This window comes from Streptomyces sp. NPDC028928 (assembly GCF_055564915.1).
In genome coordinates, this window is sequence record NZ_JBVHVI010000002.1 from 595,685 (window position 1) to 615,903 (window position 20,219).

Here is a 20,219-nt window from a genome sequence, read left to right on the forward strand (position 1 = left end):
TACGATGCGTATCTCAACGGTTGCTACTCTCCGATTTCCACTGAGCGCCGTCCGAATGACTGTGACCGGCGGATGTACGCGCGGCTCTCCTGAGATCATCAGCGGTGTCAGGGTCAATGGTGGTGTTGTTCACGAGCGCATGATCGACGGCGGCCCTGGCGGAATCCAGAGCTGCTTGACGGCCATGGGTGTACTCCTCGCCGGCTTCGGTCTCGGCTTCGCTGGACGTGTCCCGCTCGATGCTCTTCATGATGGATTCCTGGATGTCTTCAGAAGCCCATTCAAGAGGAGCACCGGCGATGGGAACCCGCTCACCGGCCTTTTCGATACCCATGCCCAGAACGCGATTCACCCACTTCTGCTTCTCGGCCGCAGCCTCGTTGAACTCCGCGTCGGAAGCAGTGTGGTACTCGTAGATTGCGTGAGCGCGGGCGTCGCTCATAACGCCGGCGATCGCGGAACCGGGGGCGACGGCGGCACCCACTCGTCCGTCCAACGATGCCGTCGAATGGCTGGGTCCGTTGATCACCTGATCCACGACGTTGGTCGTGTAGGTCTGCTGGGCGGTGGTGATGGCCGAGTAGGCGTCCGGATCCTGACCCACTTCCCCCAGGAAGCGAGCCGTGTTGTTCGGATCGAGGTCGGCTGCGGCTCCGAACGTCGGGAAGAGGTCGCTACCGGGATCCTCGTCGTACACATGGCTCGCTGGAAGTCGCCCATGTACTCGGCGGTGATGTCACCGAGGCTGCCCCGCAGGGCGTACAAGGGACCGGTCTCCTCCCCGTCCAGATCCCCGTTCTCGTTGTGCCGGATGAGTTCCGGGTCGCCGCCGAACTTGTTGACGATGTCATTGACCAGGTGTGCCTGCGCTTCGCTGTGCTTGATGGCGTCAGCCGTGGCGTCACTGTCGTACGGACGTCCCGTTGTCGCTGCTTCCAGCGCGTGACCGAGCGCCTCCGGTCCGAAGTTCAGGGCTGCCTTGGTCTTGTCCTCGTCGGCCCGAACGTTCGCGGCGTTCGTGTCGACGGTCCACTCGAAGTTCTTGTCGGTGAACAGATCAAGGTACGAGTGGAAGCCGGGGTCGCCCCCCTTCTTCACCGTGCCGTCCTCGTTGTAAGCGGTCGGTGGTTGGGTGAAGAACTTCTCCGAGGCCTCCGGGCTGTGCCCCAGCGCCTCCAGGACGCTGTTCAACGGATCGTTGCCGGACCCGAGCTTCCCGGAGGGGTTGAAGCCGTAGGTGTCGGGATTGCCTGTCGGCTTGTTCGAGAGGAAGAAGTAAGGGTCCTTCTGGTGGAGCTGGGTGACGTGCTCGGCGATGGGGGTGAGGAACCGCGCGTCGTAGTTGCCGTAGCGCAGCAGGCCGCCGAGTACCTGATAGCCGTACGGCTTGCTCCACTGTCCCTGCTCCCAGCCGATCTGCTGAGTGCCAAGGCGCCGGAATTCCGCGCCCCAGGTGTCGGACAGGTGGTGCCTGTGGTCCGGGTCCGTGGCGTTGGCGAGCGTATACCCCATGACCTTCTGCAGGTCCTGCACCCCGTTCAGCCGGGTCTCGGTCGCGCCGGCGCCGGTGCCGTCGATCGACATCTCGGCGTAGAACTGCAGCGCCTTCTCCGGCCCACCGAGTCCCTGATAGAACTCGGTCGCGAACTCACCGTCCTTCTCATCCGAGTTGAAGCGGAGCAGTTCGTTGAGTTCGCGCAGCTCCGCATCGGACATCTTGTCGCCCTTGCGTGCCAACTCCACGGCGCGCTCGACCTCGGCGTCGTTCAGTGACTCGTACTTACTGTGGCCCGCGTTATTCGGGTCGTTACCATGGCTCTTCGCCAGTGCCCGGGCGACCGAGGCGTCGATCTCGGTGGTGTGGGCGAGGATCCGGTTGATCCGGTCCTCCAACTCCTGCTTCTGAGCCAGCTGTTCTTGGGTGCGCTCGTCAGTGTCACCGCGCACGTGGGTGAAGTAGCAACGGACCTTGCCTTCGCCGATGTCCTCGACACGGACACCGAGACGTGGGGCGTCCGCCTGGACCGCGGTCCGCATCTGCTTCTGGAGCGACTCGAGTTCGGTGTGACCGTCCTCGAGGACCTGGTAGATGCTGTGGGCCTCGGTATGGAGATCGGAGATCTCCTTGGCGGTCTTGGCGACGAACTCCCGTGTCACCGTGGCGTTCACACCGGCCCACCGCGCCGAGTCGGACTTGGCCTGCATAGCCGTACGAGCGCTTTCCGCCGACTTCTTCAGACCGTCGACGGCCTTCTTCCAGTCCGACACCGCGGCGGCGAGCTTTCCCAGGTCGACCTCAACGAGGTCGGTGAATGTGAGAGCCATCCGAGGGTTCCCTACTTGAAGTACTCGCTGAGTTTCGACACGGGCACGGCCGAGCCGTCACGACTCCGAAGCGCGGCACCGATCTTGGCGTCGTCCTCCGAGTGCAGCTTCTTGGTGTAATCCAAGTGGTCGGAGATGTGCGCGCATGCTTGCAGTACTGACTTCACCTGTGAGGTCCACATCTCGACGGTGGTTTCCAGGGCGCCGCCCGTCTCGAACCCGTGGGACTTGAGAACGGCCGCGGCCTGCATCGTCGAGCCGGTCGAGCCATTGCCGGAGCCCGCTGCCGCGATATCGGCCTGGCTCTTGACGTGGTCGTAAAGGACATTGGCTTCGTGCCCGACGGCGCCCAGATCGTCCTGGTGGACCACCAGGTCCCCCGCCCCTCCGCCGCCGCCCTCCGCCGGCACCTGGTTGAGGCGCGTATGAGGCGATGCACCCTCGGCTGCCCCGGCCTTGAGCCGTTCCCACTCGTCCCATCTCATGGAAGGGTCCTCCCCCACGTGGATACTCCGGCGCCAGGTCAAGCTAGCAGCCTGTGTCGAGAAGTGCGGGGCGAAGCCGGTGATGACGTCCGGCGCGGTGTCAGTGGGTCCACGCCGGGTGGCCGGGTGTTCGTCCTACGCTCGTTCCGCCGTTCCCGCGACCTGGCGTACTTGTGGTGACTCCAGGCTCTCCGCCGCCCGTTCAGCGGTAAGGCGGGCCCAGTGGCCGCTGGTCAGGAGGCCGAGGATCAGGACGGCCAGGCCGCAGGCGGTGAGGATCCACCAGCCGGGGCGGGCTGCCGGGACGAAGGAATCGCGGTAGGGGGAGGAGCCGATGCCGGAGGCCAGGACGGCGCCGACCACCGCGACGCCGAGGGTCTGGCCCAGCTGCCGGCTGGTGGAGGCGACGGCGGCGGCGACTCCGGCCTGGGCGCGGGGCATGCCGGAGACCGCCGTGTTGGTGATCGGCGCGTTGACGAACCCGAAGCCGATGCCGAAGAGGACGTAGCCGAGGAGGAGGGTGGCGTTCGTCGTCTCCGCTTCGAAGGCCGCGAAGAGGATGCCGCTCGCGGTCATCGCCGTACCGGCCACCAGGAGGGGCAGGCGTGGGCCGCGGCTGCCGACCAGGCGGCCGGAGAGGGGGGCGCACAGGAAGGTCGGTACGGCCATCGGCAGCATCCACAGGCCGGCGTGGAGGGCGTCGAGGCCCCGCACGTTCTGCAGGTAGAGGGTGGAGAGGAAGAGGAAGCCGCCGAGGGCCGCGAACGCGCTGATCGCGATGACCGTGGCGCCGCTGAACGGGGCCGAGCGGAAGAAGCGCAGGTCGATGAGGGGTTCTTCGCGTCGGGGTTCGTACCGGAGGAGGGCCAGGAGGGCGGCCGCCGCGACGACGGCGAACGGCGTCACCGGGGCGGCGCCCGACTCCGGTGCCTCGATGATCGCGTATGTCAGTGAGCCGAACAGGGCGATCACCAGCAGTTGCCCGACCGGGTCGGGGCGGCGGGCCCGGGGCGCGCGGGACTCGGGGACGAAGCGGAGGGTGAGGAGGAGCGCGGCGAGGCCGACGGGCAGGTTGACCCAGAAGATGGCGCGCCAGCCGACCGACTGCACCAGCAGGCCGCCGACCAGCGGGCCCGCCGCCATGGAGATGCCGACCACCGCCCCCCACACGCCGATCGCGCGGGCGCGTTCCCGGGCGTCGGTGAAGGTGTTGGTGATGATCGACATGGCGACCGGGTTGAGCATCGAGCCGCCCACCGCCTGGACCATGCGGAACACGATGAGCAGTTCCAGGTCGGGGGCGAGGGAGCAGAGCACGGAGCCGATGGTGAACACCGTGAGGCCGGCCATGAAGACGCGTTTGCGTCCGATCCGGTCGGCCGTGGAGCCCGCGAGCATCAGCAGCGAGGCCAGGACGAGCGTGTAGGCGTCGATCGTCCACTGGAGGCCGGAGGTGGTGGCGTGCAGATCGCGCTGCATGGAGGGCAGGGCCACGTTCAGCACGGTGTTGTCGAGGCTCACGATGAGCAGGCTCATGCAGCAGATCGCGAGCACGAGCAGGCGTCGGCGAGGACTCAACTCGGGCATGGGCCCATCGTACGCCGAACTCAATAGTGTGTCTAACTAATGAGTCATACATGATCTTTGCCGGGCAGCCGGGGGTTCACGCCCGGACCCCGGCCCGGCCCAGCCCCAGCACGGCCAGCCCCGCGAGCCCCGCCGCCTGCACCGCCAGCACCACCGCCAGCGCCTGTTGCATCCCCAGGCCCGGCACCAGGGACAGGAACAGCGAGCCCAGCGTCGCCACCCCGACCGCCAGGCACGACTGCTGGAGCGTGGCCGCCAGTCCGCTGCCCGCGCCGGCCAGCCGGTCCGGGATCGCCGCCAGCAGGAAACGGAAGTACAGGGGCAGCTCCAGACCCTGGCCCACCCCGCACAGGGCCAGGCCCGGGGCCAGGGCGAGCGGGCTCAGGTGCGGCCAGGGGCCCAGCAGCGCGGTCGCCGCCAGTGTCGCTAGGCCCGCGATGTGGACGGCCGCCGCCAGCGTCACCGCCGGCCCGCCGAACCGCCGTACCGCGCGCGGCGCCAGCATCGACGCGGCGAACTGCGCCACCCCCATCGGCACCAGCGTCAGCCCCGCCCGCAGCGCCCCGTACCCGAGGCCCTGCTGCAGCGTGACCGCCGTCACGAACATCCAGCCCGCGAAGCCGACGAACACCGGCAGGCCCAGCAGCAGCCCCCGGCGCACCTCGCCGGACGCCAGCAGCGACGGGGGCAGCAGCGCGCTGCCCGTCGTACGCTCCGCCCGCCGCTCTACGACGTGGAAGAACACGGCGAGCAGCGGCGCCGCGCCCAGCAGCAGCACCGACCACAGCGGCCAGCCCGCCGCCCGGCCCTCGGTCAACGGCAGCAGCAGCGCGGTCAGCGCCGCCGCCAGCAGCGCCGTACCGGCGAGATCGGCGCGCGCCGGCCGCTCGGCCCGGCTGTCCGGCACCGACCGCAGCGCACAGCCGAACGCGGCCGCCGCCACCGGCACGTTCACCAGGAACACCGCACGCCAGCCGGTGTCCGCCACATCGGCGGCGACCAGCACCCCGCCCAGTACCTGCCCGAGCACGATGGACACCCCGCCCACCGAGCCGTACAGGGCGACCGCGCGGGCCCGGCGCTCCCCGGACGTCGTGGCGTGGATGGTGGCCAGCACCTGCGGCAGCAGCGCCGCCGACGCGGCACCCTGTGCCACCCGCGCGGCCACCAGCCACCAGGCGCCCGGCGCCAGCCCGCAGGCCAGCGAGGTCAGCCCGAATCCGGCCACCCCCCACAGGAACAGCCGCCTGCGGCCGTACGAGTCCCCGAGCCGGCCGCCGAGGACGAGGAGTACGGCGTACGCCACCGCGTACCCGGCCACCACCATCTCCAGGGTCGCCGGAGGAGCGTGCAGATCACGCTCGATCGTCGGCAGCGCCACGTTCACGACGAAGAAGTCGATCATCGGGAGTGCGGTGCCGAGGAGCAGGGTGAGCAGGCCGAGGGGACTGAGGGCCGCCCGGGGCGGGGCGGCGGTCGCGGGTGAGGTCGTCGTGGTCACCTCTCGACCCTGCGACAGGCCCCAGCCGGGTACCAGGCGGCGGTTATCCAGGTACTGGCACCAACTGGAACGGGGCTGGGGCCGGACGGCACCCTGGGTGCCATGACCACCGCAGCGCCCGAGCAGACCGAGGAGACGGCCGAGCAGAAGACGCCGAAGACGCCGAAGGCCCAGAAGTCGCAGAAGACGCGGAAGACGGAGACGCCGGGGACGCCGGGGACGCCCGAGCGGAACACGGAGATCCGGCGCCGGGAACTGGCCGCTTTCCTGCGCAGCCGGCGTGAGCGGATCACCCCGGAGCAGGTGGGCCTGCCCCGCGGCCCCCGCCGCCGCACCCCCGGCCTGCGCCGCGAGGAGGTCGCCCAGCTCTCCGCGGTCGGCATCACCTGGTACACGTGGATCGAGCAGGCCCGGGCCGCCCACGTCTCCGCGCAGGTGCTGGACGCCGTCGCCCGCGCCCTGCTCATGGACCCCACCGAGCGCGCCCACCTGTTCGCCCTCGCCGGGACCGCCGACCCGCGCACCGAGACCGAGTGCCCGGTCGCGTCGAAGAGCGCGCTGAAGGTCGTGGAACGCCTCGCCCCCTACCCGGCCTCCCTCCAGAACGCCCGCTACGACGTCCTCGCCGCCAACCGCCCCTACGCCCAGCTCTTCGGCGACCCCGCAGAGCTGCCCCCGGCCGACCGGAACTGCCTGTGGCTGCTGACCACCAGCGAGCGCTGGAAGCGGGACTTCCTGGACCGGGACGAGATGCTGCGGGACCTCATCGCCAAGTACCGGGCGGGCATGGCCGAGCATGTGGCCGAGCCCGCCTGGAAACAGCAGCTGAACCGGCTCCTCGGGGCCTCCGCCGAGTTCCGTGAGCTGTGGGAACGGCACGAGGTGGCGCCGATGTCCCCGCACGTCAAGCGGTACCGGCACCCGGAGGTCGGGCTGATCCGCCTGGAGCACCGGAACATGTGGCTGGCCCCGCAGGCCCCGGCCCACCGGGTGGTCGCCTACCTGCCCGCGGACGAGGAGAGCGAGGAGCGGCTGGAGCGGCTGGCCGGGCTGTCGGACGGATGAGGGACAATGGGGGCTTGCCCAGTCCCTCGTGCCGTACAGCAGTACCGGAGCCCTGACGATGACCCACCCGCTCTCCATCGGCCCGCACGCCGTGACGCCGCCCGTCGTGCTCGCACCCATGGCGGGGATCACCAACGCCCCCTTCCGCACCCTGTGCAGGGAGTTCAGCGGCGGCAAGGGGCTGTTCGTCAGCGAGATGATCACCACCCGGGCGCTGGTCGAACGCAACGAGAAGACCATGCAGCTGATCAAGTTCGACGCGAGCGAGCAGCCGCGCTCGATCCAGCTGTACGGCGTCGACCCCGCCACCGTCGGCAAGGCCGTCCGCATGATCGCGGAGGAGGACCTGGCCGACCACATCGACCTGAACTTCGGCTGCCCGGTGCCGAAGGTCACGCGCAAGGGCGGCGGCTCGGCGCTGCCGTACAAGCGGAACCTGCTGCGGGCCATCCTGCGCGAGGCGGTCTCCGGGGCCGGTGACCTCCCCGTCACGATGAAGATGCGCAAGGGCATCGACGACGACCACATCACCTACCTCGACGCCGGCCGCATCGCCGTGGAGGAGGGGGTGACGGCCATCGCCCTGCACGGCCGTACGGCCGCCCAGCACTACGGCGGCACCGCCGACTGGGACGCCATCGCCCGGCTGAAGGAGCACGTGCCGGAGATCCCCGTGCTCGGCAACGGCGACATCTGGTCGGCCGAGGACGCGCTGCGGATGGTGCGGGAGACCGGCTGCGACGGGGTCGTGGTCGGCCGTGGCTGCCTGGGCCGGCCCTGGCTGTTCGCGGACCTGGTTGCCGGGTTCGAGGGGCGCGCCCAGGACTACGTACGGCCGACCCTGCGCGAGGTCGCCGGCATCATGGTCCGGCACGCCACGCTGCTCGGTGAGTGGAGCGGTGACGAGTCCAAGGGCGTGGTCGACTTCCGCAAGCACGTCGCCTGGTACCTGAAGGGCTTCGCGGTCGGCTCCGAGATGCGCAAGCGGCTCGCGATCACGTCGTCCCTGGAGGAGCTGCGGGCCGGTCTGGACGAGCTGGACCTGGACCAGCCGTGGCCGGCCGGCGCGGAGGGCCCTCGCGGGCGTACGTCCGGCAACAACCGGGTGGTGCTGCCGGACGGCTGGCTGAAGGACCCGTACGACTGCGCGGGCGTCACGGAGGACGCCGAACTCGACACGTCGGGTGGCTGATCAGCCCGTCTTCGGATGCGGTGTCGAGCCGTACGCCCGCAGGAAGCGGTCCCGGAAGGAGCTCATCTTCCAGACCGGTGCGTCGTGGGCGGGGCGGAGGCCGTCCGTCCAGTTCCAGTCGGTGATCTTGTCGAGCATCCTGGGGTCCTTGGCGACGATCGACACCGGTACGTCACGGCTGGCGTGGTTGCCGCTGACGCGGGCGATGGGCTGGTGGTCGCCGAGGAAGACGAGGACGGTGTCCTCGGTGCCGTAGCGCTCCAGCCACTCGGTCAGCGCGGTCACCGAGTACTGGATCGACTTGCCGTACTCCTCCCGGGACTTGGTGGTGTCGGCGATGACGTCCTCCGCCTTGTTGCCCGCGGCCTCGATGCCCTTGAAGACGGAGCCGTTGCCCAGTTCGTCCCAGTCGACCATCTTCGGGATGGGTGCCCAGGGCTGGTGGCTGGAGGTCAGGATGAGCAGCGACATCCGCGACCTGCCCGCGGCCGGCGGCTTGCTGTGCACCCGTTCCTGGTACTCCTGGAGCGCGTACTGGTCGGGCATGGTCGACCAGCTGAACTTGGGCCCCCGGTAGCCGAGCTGGAAGGCGTTGTAGACCTTGTCCAGGCCGTACCACTTCTGCTCCGGCCACCCCTTCTGCACGCCCGGCATGACCCCGACCGTGTCGAACGCGCCGGTCTTCTCGAACGCCTCCGTCAGGCTGAGGTGGTCGCTGGCCATGACGGTGCGGTAGCGCTGCTGGTTGCTGATCCACAGGCCCGACATGGTGGTGGAGTGGCCGAGCCAGCTGCTGCCGCCGTAGGTCGCCGAGGTCAGCCAGCCGCTCTTGGCGTGGAAGCCGGCCTTGGCCAGGGCCTTGGTGCGGACGTCGAGCGTCCGGTCGACGCCGGGCGCCATGACCGGGTCCTCGATCGCGCTCCGGCCGTAGCTCTCGATGAAGGTGAAGATCACGTCCTTGCCGCGCAGATCGGGGACCAGCTGGCTGCCCGGCGTGTTCCCGAACGCGTCGACCCGGGCCACCTTCCGGAACTCCGCCTCGTCCTTCAGCGTGTCCGAGACCCGGCGGGCCTGGATCTTCAGCGCGGTCGCGGTGCGGTCGGAGGCGATCGGCACGCCGGCTATCTGCAGGCCGAGGGAGGAACAGGTGATCCAGACCACCCCGGCGACCAGCGTGCCCCGGGTCGCGGTCCCGGGGTGCCGGGCGAGGAGGTTGCTCAGCCGGACCATGGACAGGGCCAGGAGCAGCAGGATCAGGAGGATCAGGGTGACTGCCCCGGCCACCGTGGCGATCGTCGCCGTACGTCCGAGGGAGTCCTCCAGGTACGACTCCGCGTCGCCGAACAGGCTCCAGTCCAGTACGACGTTGAAACTGCGGCCGAGGTACTGGTTGAACCCCATGTCCAGCGCGTTCAGCACGGTCATGACCCCGAGCAGCACCCCGGACACCGCCGCCACCACCACCCGGGGCCGGCGCGGCAGCGCGAGCAGCACGGCGGCCCCGATGACCGCTTCGGCGGGTATGCGGAAGAACTTCGCGGGCCCCAGCCGGACCACCGTGTTCGGCATCACCAGCGCGGCGACGACGAGGGCGGCGGCGAGGACGGTGACGGTGACGGACAGGACCTGAGCGGCGGTGGGGTACCGCTCCCGCCAAGGCTGCCTGGGCGGGGGCGCGGTGACCTCGTCGGGGACAGTCTCCTCGGCTGACTGGAGCGCACTCATACCCACCCGTACGGTGCCCGCGGAAGCACCGTTCACCACGGGTGGGCAAACAGCTGGTCAACCCCGTGACACCTCAGGCGCCTCCGACCGCCGTCAGCAGAGCGAGCGGCGCCGCCGCGGACCGAGCCTCCCGCCCGCACGCATGCGGGTACGGCACCGGCCCCTCGTGCGGAGCACGCCCGTACCCCGCCAGCACCTCCGGCAGCCGGTGCCCGCCCCGCGTCGCCGCGTCGACCAGCGCGTGGGCGACCGTCCGGGCCTCGTCGTGCAGCCCGTACCGTGCGAGCCCCAGCGTGATCAGGGCGTTGTCGTGCGGCCAGACCGAGCCGCGGTGGTAGGAGAGCGGGTGGTAGGCCGGCTGTCCGGCGGCGACCGTGCGTACGCCCCACCCGGAGAAGAAGTCCGGCTCCAGCAGCCGTCGGCCCACCACCTCGCCGTACTCCTTGTCCAGCAGCCCCGACCACAGCAGATGCCCGGCGTCGGAGGCCAGCGCGTCGATCTGCCGGCCGCGGTCGTCCAGCGCCAGCGCCGGGAAGGACTGCTTGCGCATCCAGAAGTCCCGCTGGAAACGGTCCCGGAGGTCGGCCGCCGCCTGTTCCAGTAACGCGGCGTACGTCTCGTCGGCCCACACCGTCCGCGCCACGCCCGCCGTGCGGCGCAGCGCGTCGTACGCGTAGCCCTGGGCGCCCGCCGCCATCACCGCGCCGGTGGGCCGGGTGCCGTCGGCGCAGCAGATCGCGCCGGGGGAGTCCTTCCAGTTCTGGTTGGCGAGGCCGCCCTCGTCGGCGCGGTAGACGAGATAGCCGCGCGAGGTCAGGCCGCCGTGGTCGAGCATCCAGCCGATGGCGGCCCGGGCGTGCGGCTCCAGACGGCGGGCCAGTCCGGTGTCGCCGGTCTGCTCGACGTAGGCGCCGAGCAGGATCAAAAAGAGCGGGGTGGCGTCGACCGAGCCGTAGTAGCGGCCGAACGGCACCTGCCCGAAGTGGGCCAGCTCGCCGTGCCGTACCTCGTGCACGATCTTGCCGGGCTGGGCGACCGGGGAGCCGCCGGTGCCGGTGGCCTGGGTGGCGGCCAGGGCGAGGAGGGTGGCGGCGGCCGGCTGGGGGCGGTACGGCAGGGTGAACAGGGAGGTGAGGAGCGCGTCGCGGCCGAGCAGGGTGAGGAACCAGGGCGCGCCGGCCGCCGGCACGCGCAGCTCCTCGCCGTCCGGTCCGGTGGCCGGGACCTGGAGCGCAGCGAGGTCGGCGAGACCCCGCGCGCAGGCCGCCGCCAGCTCCGGCCAGCCGGTCGGGAAGGCCACGCCCTCCATGAACTCGGCTTCTGCGGCGAGGAGTTGTTCGTGTACGGCGGCGGGGTCGCGGGGCACGCGCAGAGCGCGCTTCTCGCCGTGCGGGCGGGCGATCACCCGCAGCAGCAGCTCGGTGGTGCCGTGCGGGTCGAGGTCGAGGGTCCACACCAGGCGGCGGGCGCCGGTGCCGGTCTCCTCCACGGCGTCGGGGGCCGGGTCGGCGGTGATCGTCGTACAGGAGCGCCACTCCGCCCGCCGGTAGCGGAACTCGATGCCGTCGTCGAGGACTTCACGGGCGCGTACGGCGCCGGCCTTGGTGTAGGTGCGGTGGTCGGAGCGGAGTTCGAACTGGTCGGTGAAGTCGGCGTCGACGGTCAGCGCGAGCCGGACGGTGGTGGGCACCGGCCGGTTGCTGGTCACCTTCACGGACTCCACGAACGAGCTGTCGCCGACGGCCTGTTCCCGGAAGAGGGTGTGCGCCGGGGGCTCCTGCCGGCCGCCGCGCGGGACGAGCACGCAGCGGGCCGCGTCCCCGTCCGTGACCGGGGTGAGCACCTCGGGCACCGCGCCGTCGACGGTGAGCTGCCAGCGGCTGAGGTGCCGGGCGTCCCGGACGAACAACCCGTCCGGGGAGCCGCCGCCCCGCACCCCGCTGATGTCGCCACGGTCGCCCACGGCGGCGAAGGTGGCGCCGTGCACAAGCAGATGATGCCGGTCCGTCATCCCCGGTCCCCTCCTCTGTCACTCCTGTCGAACGGTGCGCTGCCCGTGGGGGGTACGTCTCTTTGTGGGCTCTTGTCCAGCTTTTGACGCTTCGGCGGTGCGGACCGCTGGTGGTGCAGGTCGAGCGCGAGAGCCGCCGTCCAGCTGAAGCCGGTGGTGCCGCAGGCCTCGCCGGTGAACGGGTCGACGTACTCGGCGAAGCCGGTGGCGTCGGCGAGGTCCAGCACCGCCTCCCGCAGGGCGTCGGCCCGCTCCCGCTCGCCGTGCGTGCGCAGCCCGCGCTCCAGCAGCCAGCTGGTGTTGAACCAGGCCGGTCCGCGCCAGTAGCGGTGCGGGTCGAAGGCATCGCCGAGGAGGTCGTAGCTGGGCACCAGCCGGGTACGGTCGCCGAGCGCGAAGTGCGGCCCGCTCACGGTACGGACGAGCGCGGCGGCGATGTCCCGGGGGAGCCCGGGCAGCAGGAGCGGAACCAGACCGGACACGCTGCGCTCGGGGACCAGGCCGGGGTCGGAGGTGCGGTGCTTGGCCTCGGGGCCGGGGCCGGGGGCGCCGCGCTCGGCCGCCAGGGCGTCGCCGCTCCGCAGGTCCCGGCACAGGAACATCCCGGCCTCCGCGTCCCACAGCCGCTCCACCAGCGCCGCCGTCAGCCGTTCGGCGCGCGCGTGCCGGGCGGAGCCGGCCGCGCCCAGTTCCCCGGCGATCCGGGCGAGGGCGTGTTCGGAGGCGATGAGGAGGGCGTTGAACGCCGGATCCTCCACGGCGAACTCCCCGCCCCCGTCGGCATATCCGCCGTCCCGGTAGTCGGCGGCCAGCCGCACGTACCGCCCGTAGTCCAGGTCCGTCGGCCGGTCCTCGGCCGCGCCGTGGTCGAGGTCCGCGCGGCGGAAGGAGCGGGCCGGGGCCGGGGTGATCCGGGCCAGCGGGGCGTCCCAGCAGGGGCTGTTGTCCATGCCCTGCTCCCAGGGGTGGACCACGGAGGCGAGTCCGCCGCCGCCGAGGTCCCGCCGGTGCAGCAGATACCGGTGCCAGGCGGCCAGCCGCGGGTACAGCCGGGCCAGGAAGCCGCGCGCGCGGGACAGTTCCGGGTCGGCGCGGTGCACCAGCCAGGCGGCCAGCGCGTGCACCGGTGGCTGCACGATGCCGGAGGTCTGTACGGTGCGCGGGGCGCCCGCGGTGCGCCCGGCGGTGGAGGAGCGCCAGAAGTCGGGGCTCGGGAAGTACGCGTCGAGCGGGACGGAGGGGTTGAACACGATGTGCGGGACCCGGCCGTCGGCCCACTGGGCCGCGAGCAGCGTCTCCAGCTCCGTCTGGGCCCGCAGCGGCGAGATGTGCCGCAGCCCGATGGCGATGAACGCCGAGTCCCAGGACCACTGGTGCGGATACAGGTTCCGGGACGGCACGGTCGAGCCGCCGGTCCAGTTGGCCTCCAGCACCTCGGCCGCTCTGACGTGCAGGGACGTCGTGGCTGCCGGTGGATCGTATGCGATCTCCCGCTTCGCGGGACGGGCAGTGAGCTGGGCAGTGCGATCCACTCGGGGCTCCCCGAAGACGTCCGGCCGAGCGGGTTTGGCTGCGGCCACCGTAGGGTTACGTCTATTTAACACGCAAAACTCACTATGTAATGCAGGCTTGAGGAACACAAGGGGGTGCGCATGACGGGACGTCCGGGAAGGACCGGCAAGGGCGGGAACCAGGCCGGCGCCGGCGATCTGCTCGAACTGGTGCGCAGTGGACGGGCCGTGACGCGTGGCGCGCTCCAGCAGGCGACCGGGCTCTCCCGGGCCACCGTCGGCCAGCGCCTGGACCGGCTGTTCCGCGCCGGCTGGCTGCGCGAGGGCGCCGGCGGCCCGGTCGACTCGCCGCTCGGCGGACGCCCCTCCATCACCCTGGAGTTCGACGACTCCCACGCGGTGGTCCTCGCCGCCGACCTGGACACCCGGCACGCCCGTGCGGCCGTCCTCTCCCTGACCGGGGAGATCCTCGCCGAACACGGGGGCACGCTGGTGGTCGAGGACGGCCCCGAAGCCGTACTCGGTGAACTCGGCCGCTGGTTCGCGGAGTTGCTCACCAAGGCCGGGCACCCGGCCGAGGAGGTCTGCGGGATCGGGCTCGCCGTGCCGGGCCCGGTGGACAGCGAGACCGGCCGCGTGGTCCAGCCGCCGATGATGCCGGGCTGGGACGGCTACGACATAACGGGCCGGCTCTCCCGCGCCTTCACCGAGCACACCGGCGCCCCCTCGGTCCCGGTCCTGGTCGACAACGACGCCAACCTCATGGCCTACGGCGAACAGCGCACCGGACACCCCGACTGCACGGCCTTCGTGCTGGTGAAGGTGTCCACGGGCATCGGCGCCGGGGTGGTCGTGGACGGCTCGATCTACCGGGGCGTCGACGGCGGCGCCGGCGACATCGGGCACATCCGGGTCGGCGCCGACGCGCTGTGCCGGTGCGGGTCGTACGGCTGTCTCGCGGCGGTCGCGAGCGGCGGTGCCGTGGCCCGGCGGCTGGCCGCGTCCGGGGTGCCGGCCGCCTCCGGCTCGGACGTGCGGGACCTGCTGGCCGCCGGTCACCCGGAGGCCGCCGCGCTGGCCCGGGAGGCCGGGCGCCGGGTCGGGGACGTGCTGGCGACGGTGGTGACCCTGCTCAACCCGGGCGTGCTGATGATCGCGGGCGACCTGGCCGGAACGCCCTTCCTGACCGGGGTGCGCGAGCTGCTCTACCAGCGGGCGCTGCCCCGCTCCACGGCCCACCTGGACGTCGTCACCTCCCGGCTCGGCGACCGGGCCGGGCTGGTCGGCGCCGGGGCGCAGGTGGTGGAGCACCTGTACGCGCCGGAGCGGGTGGAGGAGCGGCTGTCGGAGATGGGCGTTTGAATCCTCCCCTCCCTGAACGGAGGGGATTCCTGGCTCAGGCCGCCTCCTGGAGCAGCGCTCCAGGAGGTCTTACGCCCTCGGCACCAGCCGGGTCGAGACCAGCCCGGGCGAGCATCACGTGTGCGGAGTTCTTGTCCCGTGGGGACTCGGTTCCGCACGCGGTGCAGGTGTAGGTGCGCTCACCCAGCGGCAGGCGATGCTTGGCTCTCGCATCGCAGTGCGCGCAGTCCATCGGTGGTGTGCGCGGGGTGTACCAGGCGGATGTCCCGCCCGTGTTCGCGGCCCATCTCGATCAGAGCGGCCTTGTCGGAGGTGGTGGTCGCGGTCTCCTTGACACCCCAGTCGACACCGAGCACGCGGCCGGTCTCCGGCAGCGGCTGAACCTCGGCAGACACGACGAACGAGCAGTACCAGTGCCTGGCATCCCGGCCCGCCGCTTGACGGGCAAACGCTCTGGTTGCCGGGCCGGGTCTGGAGGCCGGTCCGCATGGTGAAACAGGGCGGTCTGTGGCAGCGTGATTCTCGCCACCCTTGATAAGGGTTGCGCTCAGATGAGCGGATCAAGCGCGGCTGCACTTCCTCAAGGGGTGGCACTCGGTGCCACCCCTTGATCGTTCATCGACCGAAATCAGGCGTGCCGGGAGCCGCTCATCTGAGCGGAAAACCGCACCTGTGGGCGCGGTTGCCTTCAAGAAGTGAAAACATACGGCTGGCTTCGCTTGCCAAGCCTTGACTTTCGATCCGCTGGCGGACGGGTGGTTACAGGCGCATGACGGGCAAGTGGACGTACCCAGGAACCTTCGATCTGGGTATGTTCCTGGCCGTCAGGGCAGCCACCGTGGCCTCAAGGAGTCGAGACCCGTGTCGGAAAACAAAGAACCCCACGTAGCGAAGTTCGTTTACGACTTCACCGAGGGCAACAAGGACCTCAAGGACCTGCTCGGCGGCAAGGGTGCCAATCTCGCCGAGATGACCAACCTGGGTCTGCCGGTCCCTCCCGGCTTCACGATCACCACGGAGGCCTGCAAGGTCTACCTGGAGAGCGGTGAGGAGCCCGCGGCACTGCGTGACGAGGTGAGTGCGCACCTCGACGCCCTCGAAGCGAAGATGGGCAAGAAGCTCGGCCAGGCCGACAACCCGCTTCTGGTCTCCGTCCGCTCCGGCGCCAAGTTCTCCATGCCCGGCATGATGGACACCGTCCTGAACATCGGCCTCTCGGACAAGTCCGTGCAGGGCCTGGCCGCGCAGGCCGGTGACGAGCGGTTCGCCTGGGACTCCTACCGCCGCCTCATCCAGATGTTCGGCAAGACCGTCCTCGGCGTCGACGGCGACCTCTTCGAGGAGGCCCTCGACAAGGCCAAGGCCGCCAAGAAGGTCACGGTCGACACCGACCTGGAGGCCGCCGACCTGAAGAAACTGGTCACCACCTTCAAGAAGATCGTCAAGAAGGAGGCCGGCCGGGACTTCCCGCAGGACCCGCGCGAGCAGATGGACCTCGCCATCAAGGCGGTCTTCGACTCCTGGAACGGCGACCGCGCCAAGCTGTACCGCCGCCAGGAGCGCATCCCGCACGACCTGGGCACGGCCGTCAACGTCTGCTCGATGGTCTTCGGCAACCTGGGCCCGGACTCCGGCACCGGCGTCGCGTTCACCCGCGACCCCGCCTCGGGCCACCAGGGCGTCTACGGCGACTACCTGCAGAACGCGCAGGGCGAGGACGTCGTCGCGGGCATCCGCAACACCGTCCCGCTGGCGGAGCTGGAGCAGATCGACAAGAAGTCGTACGACCAGCTCATGCAGATCATGGAGACGCTGGAGAACCACTACAAAGACCTCTGCGACATCGAGTTCACGATCGAGCGCGGTCAGCTGTGGATGCTCCAGACCCGGGTCGGCAAGCGCACCGCCGGCGCGGCCTTCCGCATCGCCACCCAGCTGGTCGACCAGGGCCTGATCGACGAGACGGAGGCGCTGCAGCGCGTCACCGGCGCCCAGCTCGCCCAGCTGATGTTCCCCCGCTTCGACGAGCACGCGAAGGTCGAGCAGGTCGCCCGGGGCATCGCGGCCTCGCCGGGCGCGGCGGTCGGCAAGGCGGTCTTCGACTCGTACACCGCGGTCAAGTGGTCCCGCTCGGGCGAGAAGGTCATCCTGGTCCGCCGGGAGACGAACCCGGACGACCTGGACGGCATGATCGCGGCCGAGGGCATCCTCACCTCCCGCGGCGGCAAGACCTCCCACGCCGCCGTGGTCGCCCGGGGCATGGGCAAGACCTGTGTCTGCGGTGCGGAGGAGCTGGAGGTCGACACCAAGCGCCGCCGTATGACGGTCCCCGGCGGACACGTGGTGGAGGAGGGCGACCTGATCTCCATCGACGGCTCTTCGGGCAAGGTCTACCTGGGCGAGGTCCCGGTGGTCCCCTCCCCGGTGGTGGAGTACTTCGAAGGCCGGATGCACCCGGGCGCGGACGACGCGGACGAGCTGGTCGAGGCGGTCCACCGCATGATGGCCTTCGCCGACCGCAAGCGCCGCCTGCGCGTGCGTGCCAACGCGGACAACGCCGAGGACGCGCTGCGCGCCCGCCGCTTCGGCGCCCAGGGCATCGGCCTGTGCCGCACGGAGCACATGTTCCTCGGCGAGCGCCGGGAGATGGTCGAGAAGCTGATCCTCGCCGACACGGAGGAGGAGCGCGAGGCCGCGCTGCGGGAGCTGCTGCCCCTGCAGAAGAAGGACTTCGTGGAGCTCTTCGAGGCGATGGACGGCCTTCCGGTGACGATCCGTCTCCTGGACCCGCCGCTGCACGAGTTCCTCCCCGACATCACGGAACTCTCGGTCCGCGTGGCCCTGGCCGAGTCCCGCCAGGAGCCGCACGAGAACGACCTGCGCCTGCTCCAGGCGGTCCACCGCCTGCACGAGCAGAACCCGATGCTGGGCCTGCGCGGTGTCCGCCTCGGCCTGGTCATCCCCGGCCTGTTCACGATGCAGGTCCGCGCCATCGCGGAGGCCGCGGCCGAGCGCAAGTCGGCCAAGGGTGACCCGCGCGCCGAGATCATGATCCCGCTCGTCGGCACGGTCCAGGAGCTGGAGATCGTCCGCGAGGAGGCCGACCAGGTCATCGCGGAGGTCGAGGCGGCGACGGGTACGAAGCTGAAGCTGGCGATCGGCACGATGATCGAGCTTCCGCGCGCGGCGCTGACGGCGGGCCAGATCGCGGAGGCGGCGGAGTTCTTCTCCTTCGGCACGAACGACCTGACCCAGACGGTGTGGGGCTTCAGCCGCGACGACGTCGAGGCCTCGTTCTTCACCGCGTACCTGGAGAAGGGCATCTTCGGCGTCTCCCCCTTCGAGACGATCGACAAGGACGGCGTCGGCTCCCTGGTCAAGGCGGCCGCGGAGGCCGGCCGCCGCACCCGCCCCGACCTGAAGCTCGGCGTCTGCGGCGAGCACGGCGGCGACCCGGAGTCGGTCCACTTCTTCCACGAGGTGGGTCTGGACTACGTCTCCTGCTCCCCGTTCCGCATCCCGGTCGCCCGCCTCGAGGCCGGCCGCGCGGCCACCCAGTCGGAGGGCAGCGACCACCGCTGACCTCACCCGACCCCGGAGCCGCCGTTGGTCCCCGACCCTCACCGATCGGCGGCGGCCCCGGCGCACGAAAGAGGAGGGGCGACATCCCAGTGCGGGGGGTGTCGCCCCTCTGTGCTGCTCGCCACGACGGCGGATAGGCTCGCAAGCATGGCTGACTTCGTGCAGGTTTCCACGGCAACCGAAACTCGCGAACAGGCAGTTGAACTGGCTCGGTCGGTGGTGAGCGAGCGGTTGGCAGCCGGGGCCCAGATTATCGGCCCGGTGATTTCTGCCTTCTGGCACGACGGAGAGTTCGGCACGGGGGAGGAGTGGAAGCTGTTGCTGAACACGACGAGTGCCAGGTATCCGGAGCTGGAGGCACACCTGCTGAAAAACCACCCCTGGCAGCACCCGGAGATCGCCGTCGTACCCATCGTGGCTGGTTCCAGGGCATGCCTCGACTGGATCGCAACCAACGCTCAGCCGTAGGGCTCAGGCTGTCCGAGCCTTGTCCAGGACGGCCGCGACATCCGTCAACGAACGGTGCTCATCGAGCAAGCGCAGGACGGGCGTCAACCGCTCTCGCGGTCGCACCGATGCAACGTCGGCCGACAGATCGAGCGCACGTCCCGTGACGTGAGCTGCTTGTTCGACTTCGTCGGCGTGCAGATACGACACAGCGAGCCAGGACAGGTACAGGCTCTTGTCGCGGGCATGTGCGTCGTCGTACTGACCGAGGGCGTGCTCCAGCGCAGGTACCGCGCGTAGCGGTCGACGTAGTTCGGTCCAGCACCGTCCCGCCATGATCTGCAACTCGTTCTCGTCGACCCACGCAGCCCAGTCCGGCGGGGGTGCGTCAGCCGTCTCGTTGAGCGCGGCCTCCGCGACTTCCAGCGCCTGTGCGGTTTCTGTGGACATCCCGGCGACGGCATACGCCCACGCGAGCCGTTCGTTCAGCAGCGCACGGACACTTGGCGGCGCGTCCGGGCCGGCCTCCGCCACGGCACGCGCAGCGAACTCGACTCCCGCATTCTGATCCCCCTTGAGCTTTTGATAGGCGAGGAACGCGAGGGCATTACCGGCCAGTGCTGTGTCACCAGCCTCGACCGCAGCGAGATGGCTTGCCGTGTACAGATTTTCTGCGTCCTTGTGTCTGCCCGCGTCGAAGGCTGCCCATCCGGCTTGCTGGGCTTGCTCCGCAAGAACGGACAGCAGACCGCGTCCCGTTTCCTCCGAGTAGGTGCAATCGCGGATCAACGCCTTAGTGGCCTGAAATTCGGCGGTGTACACCCTGTAGGTGTCCCCGCCGCCAAGGATGTCGTCCAGACGGCGCAGGCGGGCGGCGCGCTCGCGGAGCCGCTGGGGGTAACCGCTTCCGATCCGGCGACCCACCGGTGGGCTGCCGAGGCCGGGCAGGGACGCGGCCAGCCCCGCACCTGCTGACGCCCTGAGAAGGTCCCTTCGCCGCAACTCGTCCCCATCTCCGTGTCTGGCATCCTCGGCCGTCTCCCATAGGCGGGGTGCCAGACCCAGCATGTGCCCGGGGATGCGTAACGCGTCAGCGATTCGGGTGATCTTCTCGAATATCGTGACGCTTCCCTGGCCCCGTGCCAGTGAGCCCACGCGTTCCGGCTTGATATCGCACTCGGCTGCGATCTTCGAATAGCTGATGCGGGCCTCGCTGCGTGCAAGCGAAAAGACCGTGCCGAAGTCGTGAGCGGCGAGTGCCGCCTGCATGTCCGCACGCTCAAGAAGCGTACGAGGAAGGGCGGTGGACGGTTCATAGCCGGTCATGAGACACCCCGCTAGCGGATGACAGCCTGCCGGACTGCTGTGGGGCTCAGCCTACCCACCGTGGGGATACCCCTGAGGGGGAGCCCGAGAGGCCCGTGGC

The 20,219-nt window shown here is 70.3% G+C and carries 14 protein-coding genes and 1 pseudogene; 5 read left to right on the plus strand and 10 right to left on the minus strand.

The window, feature by feature from the left end; translation table 11 throughout:
• Positions 1 to 13: 13 nt before the first annotated feature.
• The 5 genes from ACZ4U1_RS08535 to ACZ4U1_RS08555 form a co-directional block, all read right to left on the minus strand.
• Positions 14 to 538, minus strand: a complete 525-nt coding sequence (locus tag ACZ4U1_RS08535) for a hypothetical protein (protein WP_467901228.1) — start codon at positions 536 to 538, stop codon at positions 14 to 16.
• Positions 526 to 2,325 carry a hypothetical protein gene (locus ACZ4U1_RS08540; protein ID WP_467901230.1) on the minus strand — a complete coding sequence of 600 codons (1,800 nt, stop codon included), beginning with the start codon at positions 2,323 to 2,325 and terminating at the stop codon, positions 526 to 528. The genes ACZ4U1_RS08535 and ACZ4U1_RS08540 overlap by 13 nt, the downstream gene beginning before the upstream one ends.
• 11 nt (positions 2,326 to 2,336) lie before the next feature.
• On the minus strand, positions 2,337 to 2,810 hold the full coding sequence (locus tag ACZ4U1_RS08545; RefSeq protein WP_467901232.1) for a hypothetical protein: 474 nt from the start codon (positions 2,808 to 2,810) through the stop codon (positions 2,337 to 2,339).
• 135 nt (positions 2,811 to 2,945) lie between these two features.
• Complete coding sequence (locus ACZ4U1_RS08550; protein WP_467901235.1) at positions 2,946 to 4,397, minus strand: MFS transporter; 1,452 nt, start codon at positions 4,395 to 4,397, stop codon at positions 2,946 to 2,948.
• Positions 4,398 to 4,473: 76 nt separating this feature from the next.
• Positions 4,474 to 5,898, minus strand: a complete 1,425-nt coding sequence (locus ACZ4U1_RS08555) for an MFS transporter (protein ID WP_467901239.1) — start codon at positions 5,896 to 5,898, stop codon at positions 4,474 to 4,476.
• 102 nt (positions 5,899 to 6,000) lie between these two features.
• Here ACZ4U1_RS08555 and ACZ4U1_RS08560 point away from each other — a divergent pair, with 102 nt between their 5' ends.
• Positions 6,001 to 6,963 (plus strand): helix-turn-helix transcriptional regulator, encoded by a 963-nt coding sequence (locus ACZ4U1_RS08560; RefSeq protein ID WP_467901241.1) that lies wholly within the window; start codon positions 6,001 to 6,003, stop codon positions 6,961 to 6,963.
• A 58-nt stretch (positions 6,964 to 7,021) separates the two neighbouring features.
• On the plus strand, positions 7,022 to 8,155 hold the full coding sequence (gene dusB, locus ACZ4U1_RS08565) for a tRNA dihydrouridine synthase DusB (protein ID WP_467901244.1): 1,134 nt from the start codon (positions 7,022 to 7,024) through the stop codon (positions 8,153 to 8,155).
• Here dusB and ACZ4U1_RS08570 read toward each other — a convergent pair whose 3' ends face one another.
• The 3 genes from ACZ4U1_RS08570 to ACZ4U1_RS08580 form a co-directional block, all read right to left on the minus strand.
• Positions 8,156 to 9,880 (minus strand): alkaline phosphatase family protein, encoded by a 1,725-nt coding sequence (locus ACZ4U1_RS08570; RefSeq protein WP_467901248.1) that lies wholly within the window; start codon positions 9,878 to 9,880, stop codon positions 8,156 to 8,158.
• Positions 9,881 to 9,953: 73 nt separating this feature from the next.
• Positions 9,954 to 11,891 (minus strand): amylo-alpha-1,6-glucosidase, encoded by a 1,938-nt coding sequence (locus tag ACZ4U1_RS08575; RefSeq protein WP_467901251.1) that lies wholly within the window; start codon positions 11,889 to 11,891, stop codon positions 9,954 to 9,956.
• Positions 11,888 to 13,423: an MGH1-like glycoside hydrolase domain-containing protein gene (locus ACZ4U1_RS08580; protein WP_467901254.1), complete on the minus strand. Its 1,536-nt coding sequence runs from the start codon at positions 13,421 to 13,423 to the stop codon at positions 11,888 to 11,890. Before ACZ4U1_RS08580 ends, ACZ4U1_RS08575 begins: the two co-directional genes overlap by 4 nt.
• Before the next feature lie 120 nt (positions 13,424 to 13,543).
• Between ACZ4U1_RS08580 and ACZ4U1_RS08585 the strand changes: the two genes are divergently transcribed.
• The gene (locus tag ACZ4U1_RS08585) at positions 13,544 to 14,764 is read left to right on the plus strand and encodes an ROK family transcriptional regulator (protein ID WP_467901257.1); all 1,221 of its coding nucleotides are present in this window, start codon (positions 13,544 to 13,546) and stop codon (positions 14,762 to 14,764) included.
• Positions 14,765 to 14,798: 34 nt separating this feature from the next.
• Here the strand turns inward: ACZ4U1_RS08585 and ACZ4U1_RS08590 are convergent.
• Positions 14,799 to 15,180, minus strand: a pseudogene (locus ACZ4U1_RS08590) (zinc ribbon domain-containing protein); the annotation flags it as partial.
• Between the two features lie 445 nt (positions 15,181 to 15,625).
• Here ACZ4U1_RS08590 and ppdK point away from each other — a divergent pair.
• Positions 15,626 to 18,346 (plus strand): pyruvate, phosphate dikinase, encoded by a 2,721-nt coding sequence (gene ppdK, locus ACZ4U1_RS08595; RefSeq protein ID WP_467901260.1) that lies wholly within the window; start codon positions 15,626 to 15,628, stop codon positions 18,344 to 18,346.
• Between the two features lie 147 nt (positions 18,347 to 18,493).
• On the plus strand, positions 18,494 to 18,814 hold the full coding sequence (gene cutA, locus ACZ4U1_RS08600) for a divalent-cation tolerance protein CutA (protein ID WP_467901262.1): 321 nt from the start codon (positions 18,494 to 18,496) through the stop codon (positions 18,812 to 18,814).
• 3 nt (positions 18,815 to 18,817) lie between these two features.
• On the opposite strand, the gene ACZ4U1_RS08605 is transcribed toward cutA, so the two are convergent.
• The gene (locus ACZ4U1_RS08605; RefSeq protein ID WP_467901265.1) at positions 18,818 to 20,119 is read right to left on the minus strand and encodes an XRE family transcriptional regulator; all 1,302 of its coding nucleotides are present in this window, start codon (positions 20,117 to 20,119) and stop codon (positions 18,818 to 18,820) included.
• Between the last annotated feature and the right edge of the window lie 100 nt (positions 20,120 to 20,219).

Excerpts from the sequence above, each read along its gene's own strand:
- cutA (WP_467901262.1), top strand. The coding sequence starts at position 18,494 with ATGGCTGACTTCGTGCAGGTTTCCACGGCAACCGAAACTCGCGAACAG.
- dusB (WP_467901244.1), top strand. The coding sequence starts at position 7,022 with ATGACCCACCCGCTCTCCATCGGCCCGCACGCCGTGACGCCGCCCGTC.
- ACZ4U1_RS08575 (WP_467901251.1), bottom strand. The coding sequence starts at position 11,891 with ATGACGGACCGGCATCATCTGCTTGTGCACGGCGCCACCTTCGCCGCC.
- ACZ4U1_RS08550 (WP_467901235.1), bottom strand. The coding sequence starts at position 4,397 with ATGCCCGAGTTGAGTCCTCGCCGACGCCTGCTCGTGCTCGCGATCTGC.
- ACZ4U1_RS08605 (WP_467901265.1), bottom strand. The coding sequence starts at position 20,119 with ATGACCGGCTATGAACCGTCCACCGCCCTTCCTCGTACGCTTCTTGAG.
- ACZ4U1_RS08570 (WP_467901248.1), bottom strand. The coding sequence starts at position 9,880 with ATGAGTGCGCTCCAGTCAGCCGAGGAGACTGTCCCCGACGAGGTCACC.
- ACZ4U1_RS08545 (WP_467901232.1), bottom strand. The coding sequence starts at position 2,810 with ATGAGATGGGACGAGTGGGAACGGCTCAAGGCCGGGGCAGCCGAGGGT.
- ACZ4U1_RS08540 (WP_467901230.1), bottom strand. The coding sequence starts at position 2,325 with ATGGCTCTCACATTCACCGACCTCGTTGAGGTCGACCTGGGAAAGCTC.
- ACZ4U1_RS08585 (WP_467901257.1), top strand. The coding sequence starts at position 13,544 with ATGACGGGACGTCCGGGAAGGACCGGCAAGGGCGGGAACCAGGCCGGC.
- ACZ4U1_RS08560 (WP_467901241.1), top strand. The coding sequence starts at position 6,001 with ATGACCACCGCAGCGCCCGAGCAGACCGAGGAGACGGCCGAGCAGAAG.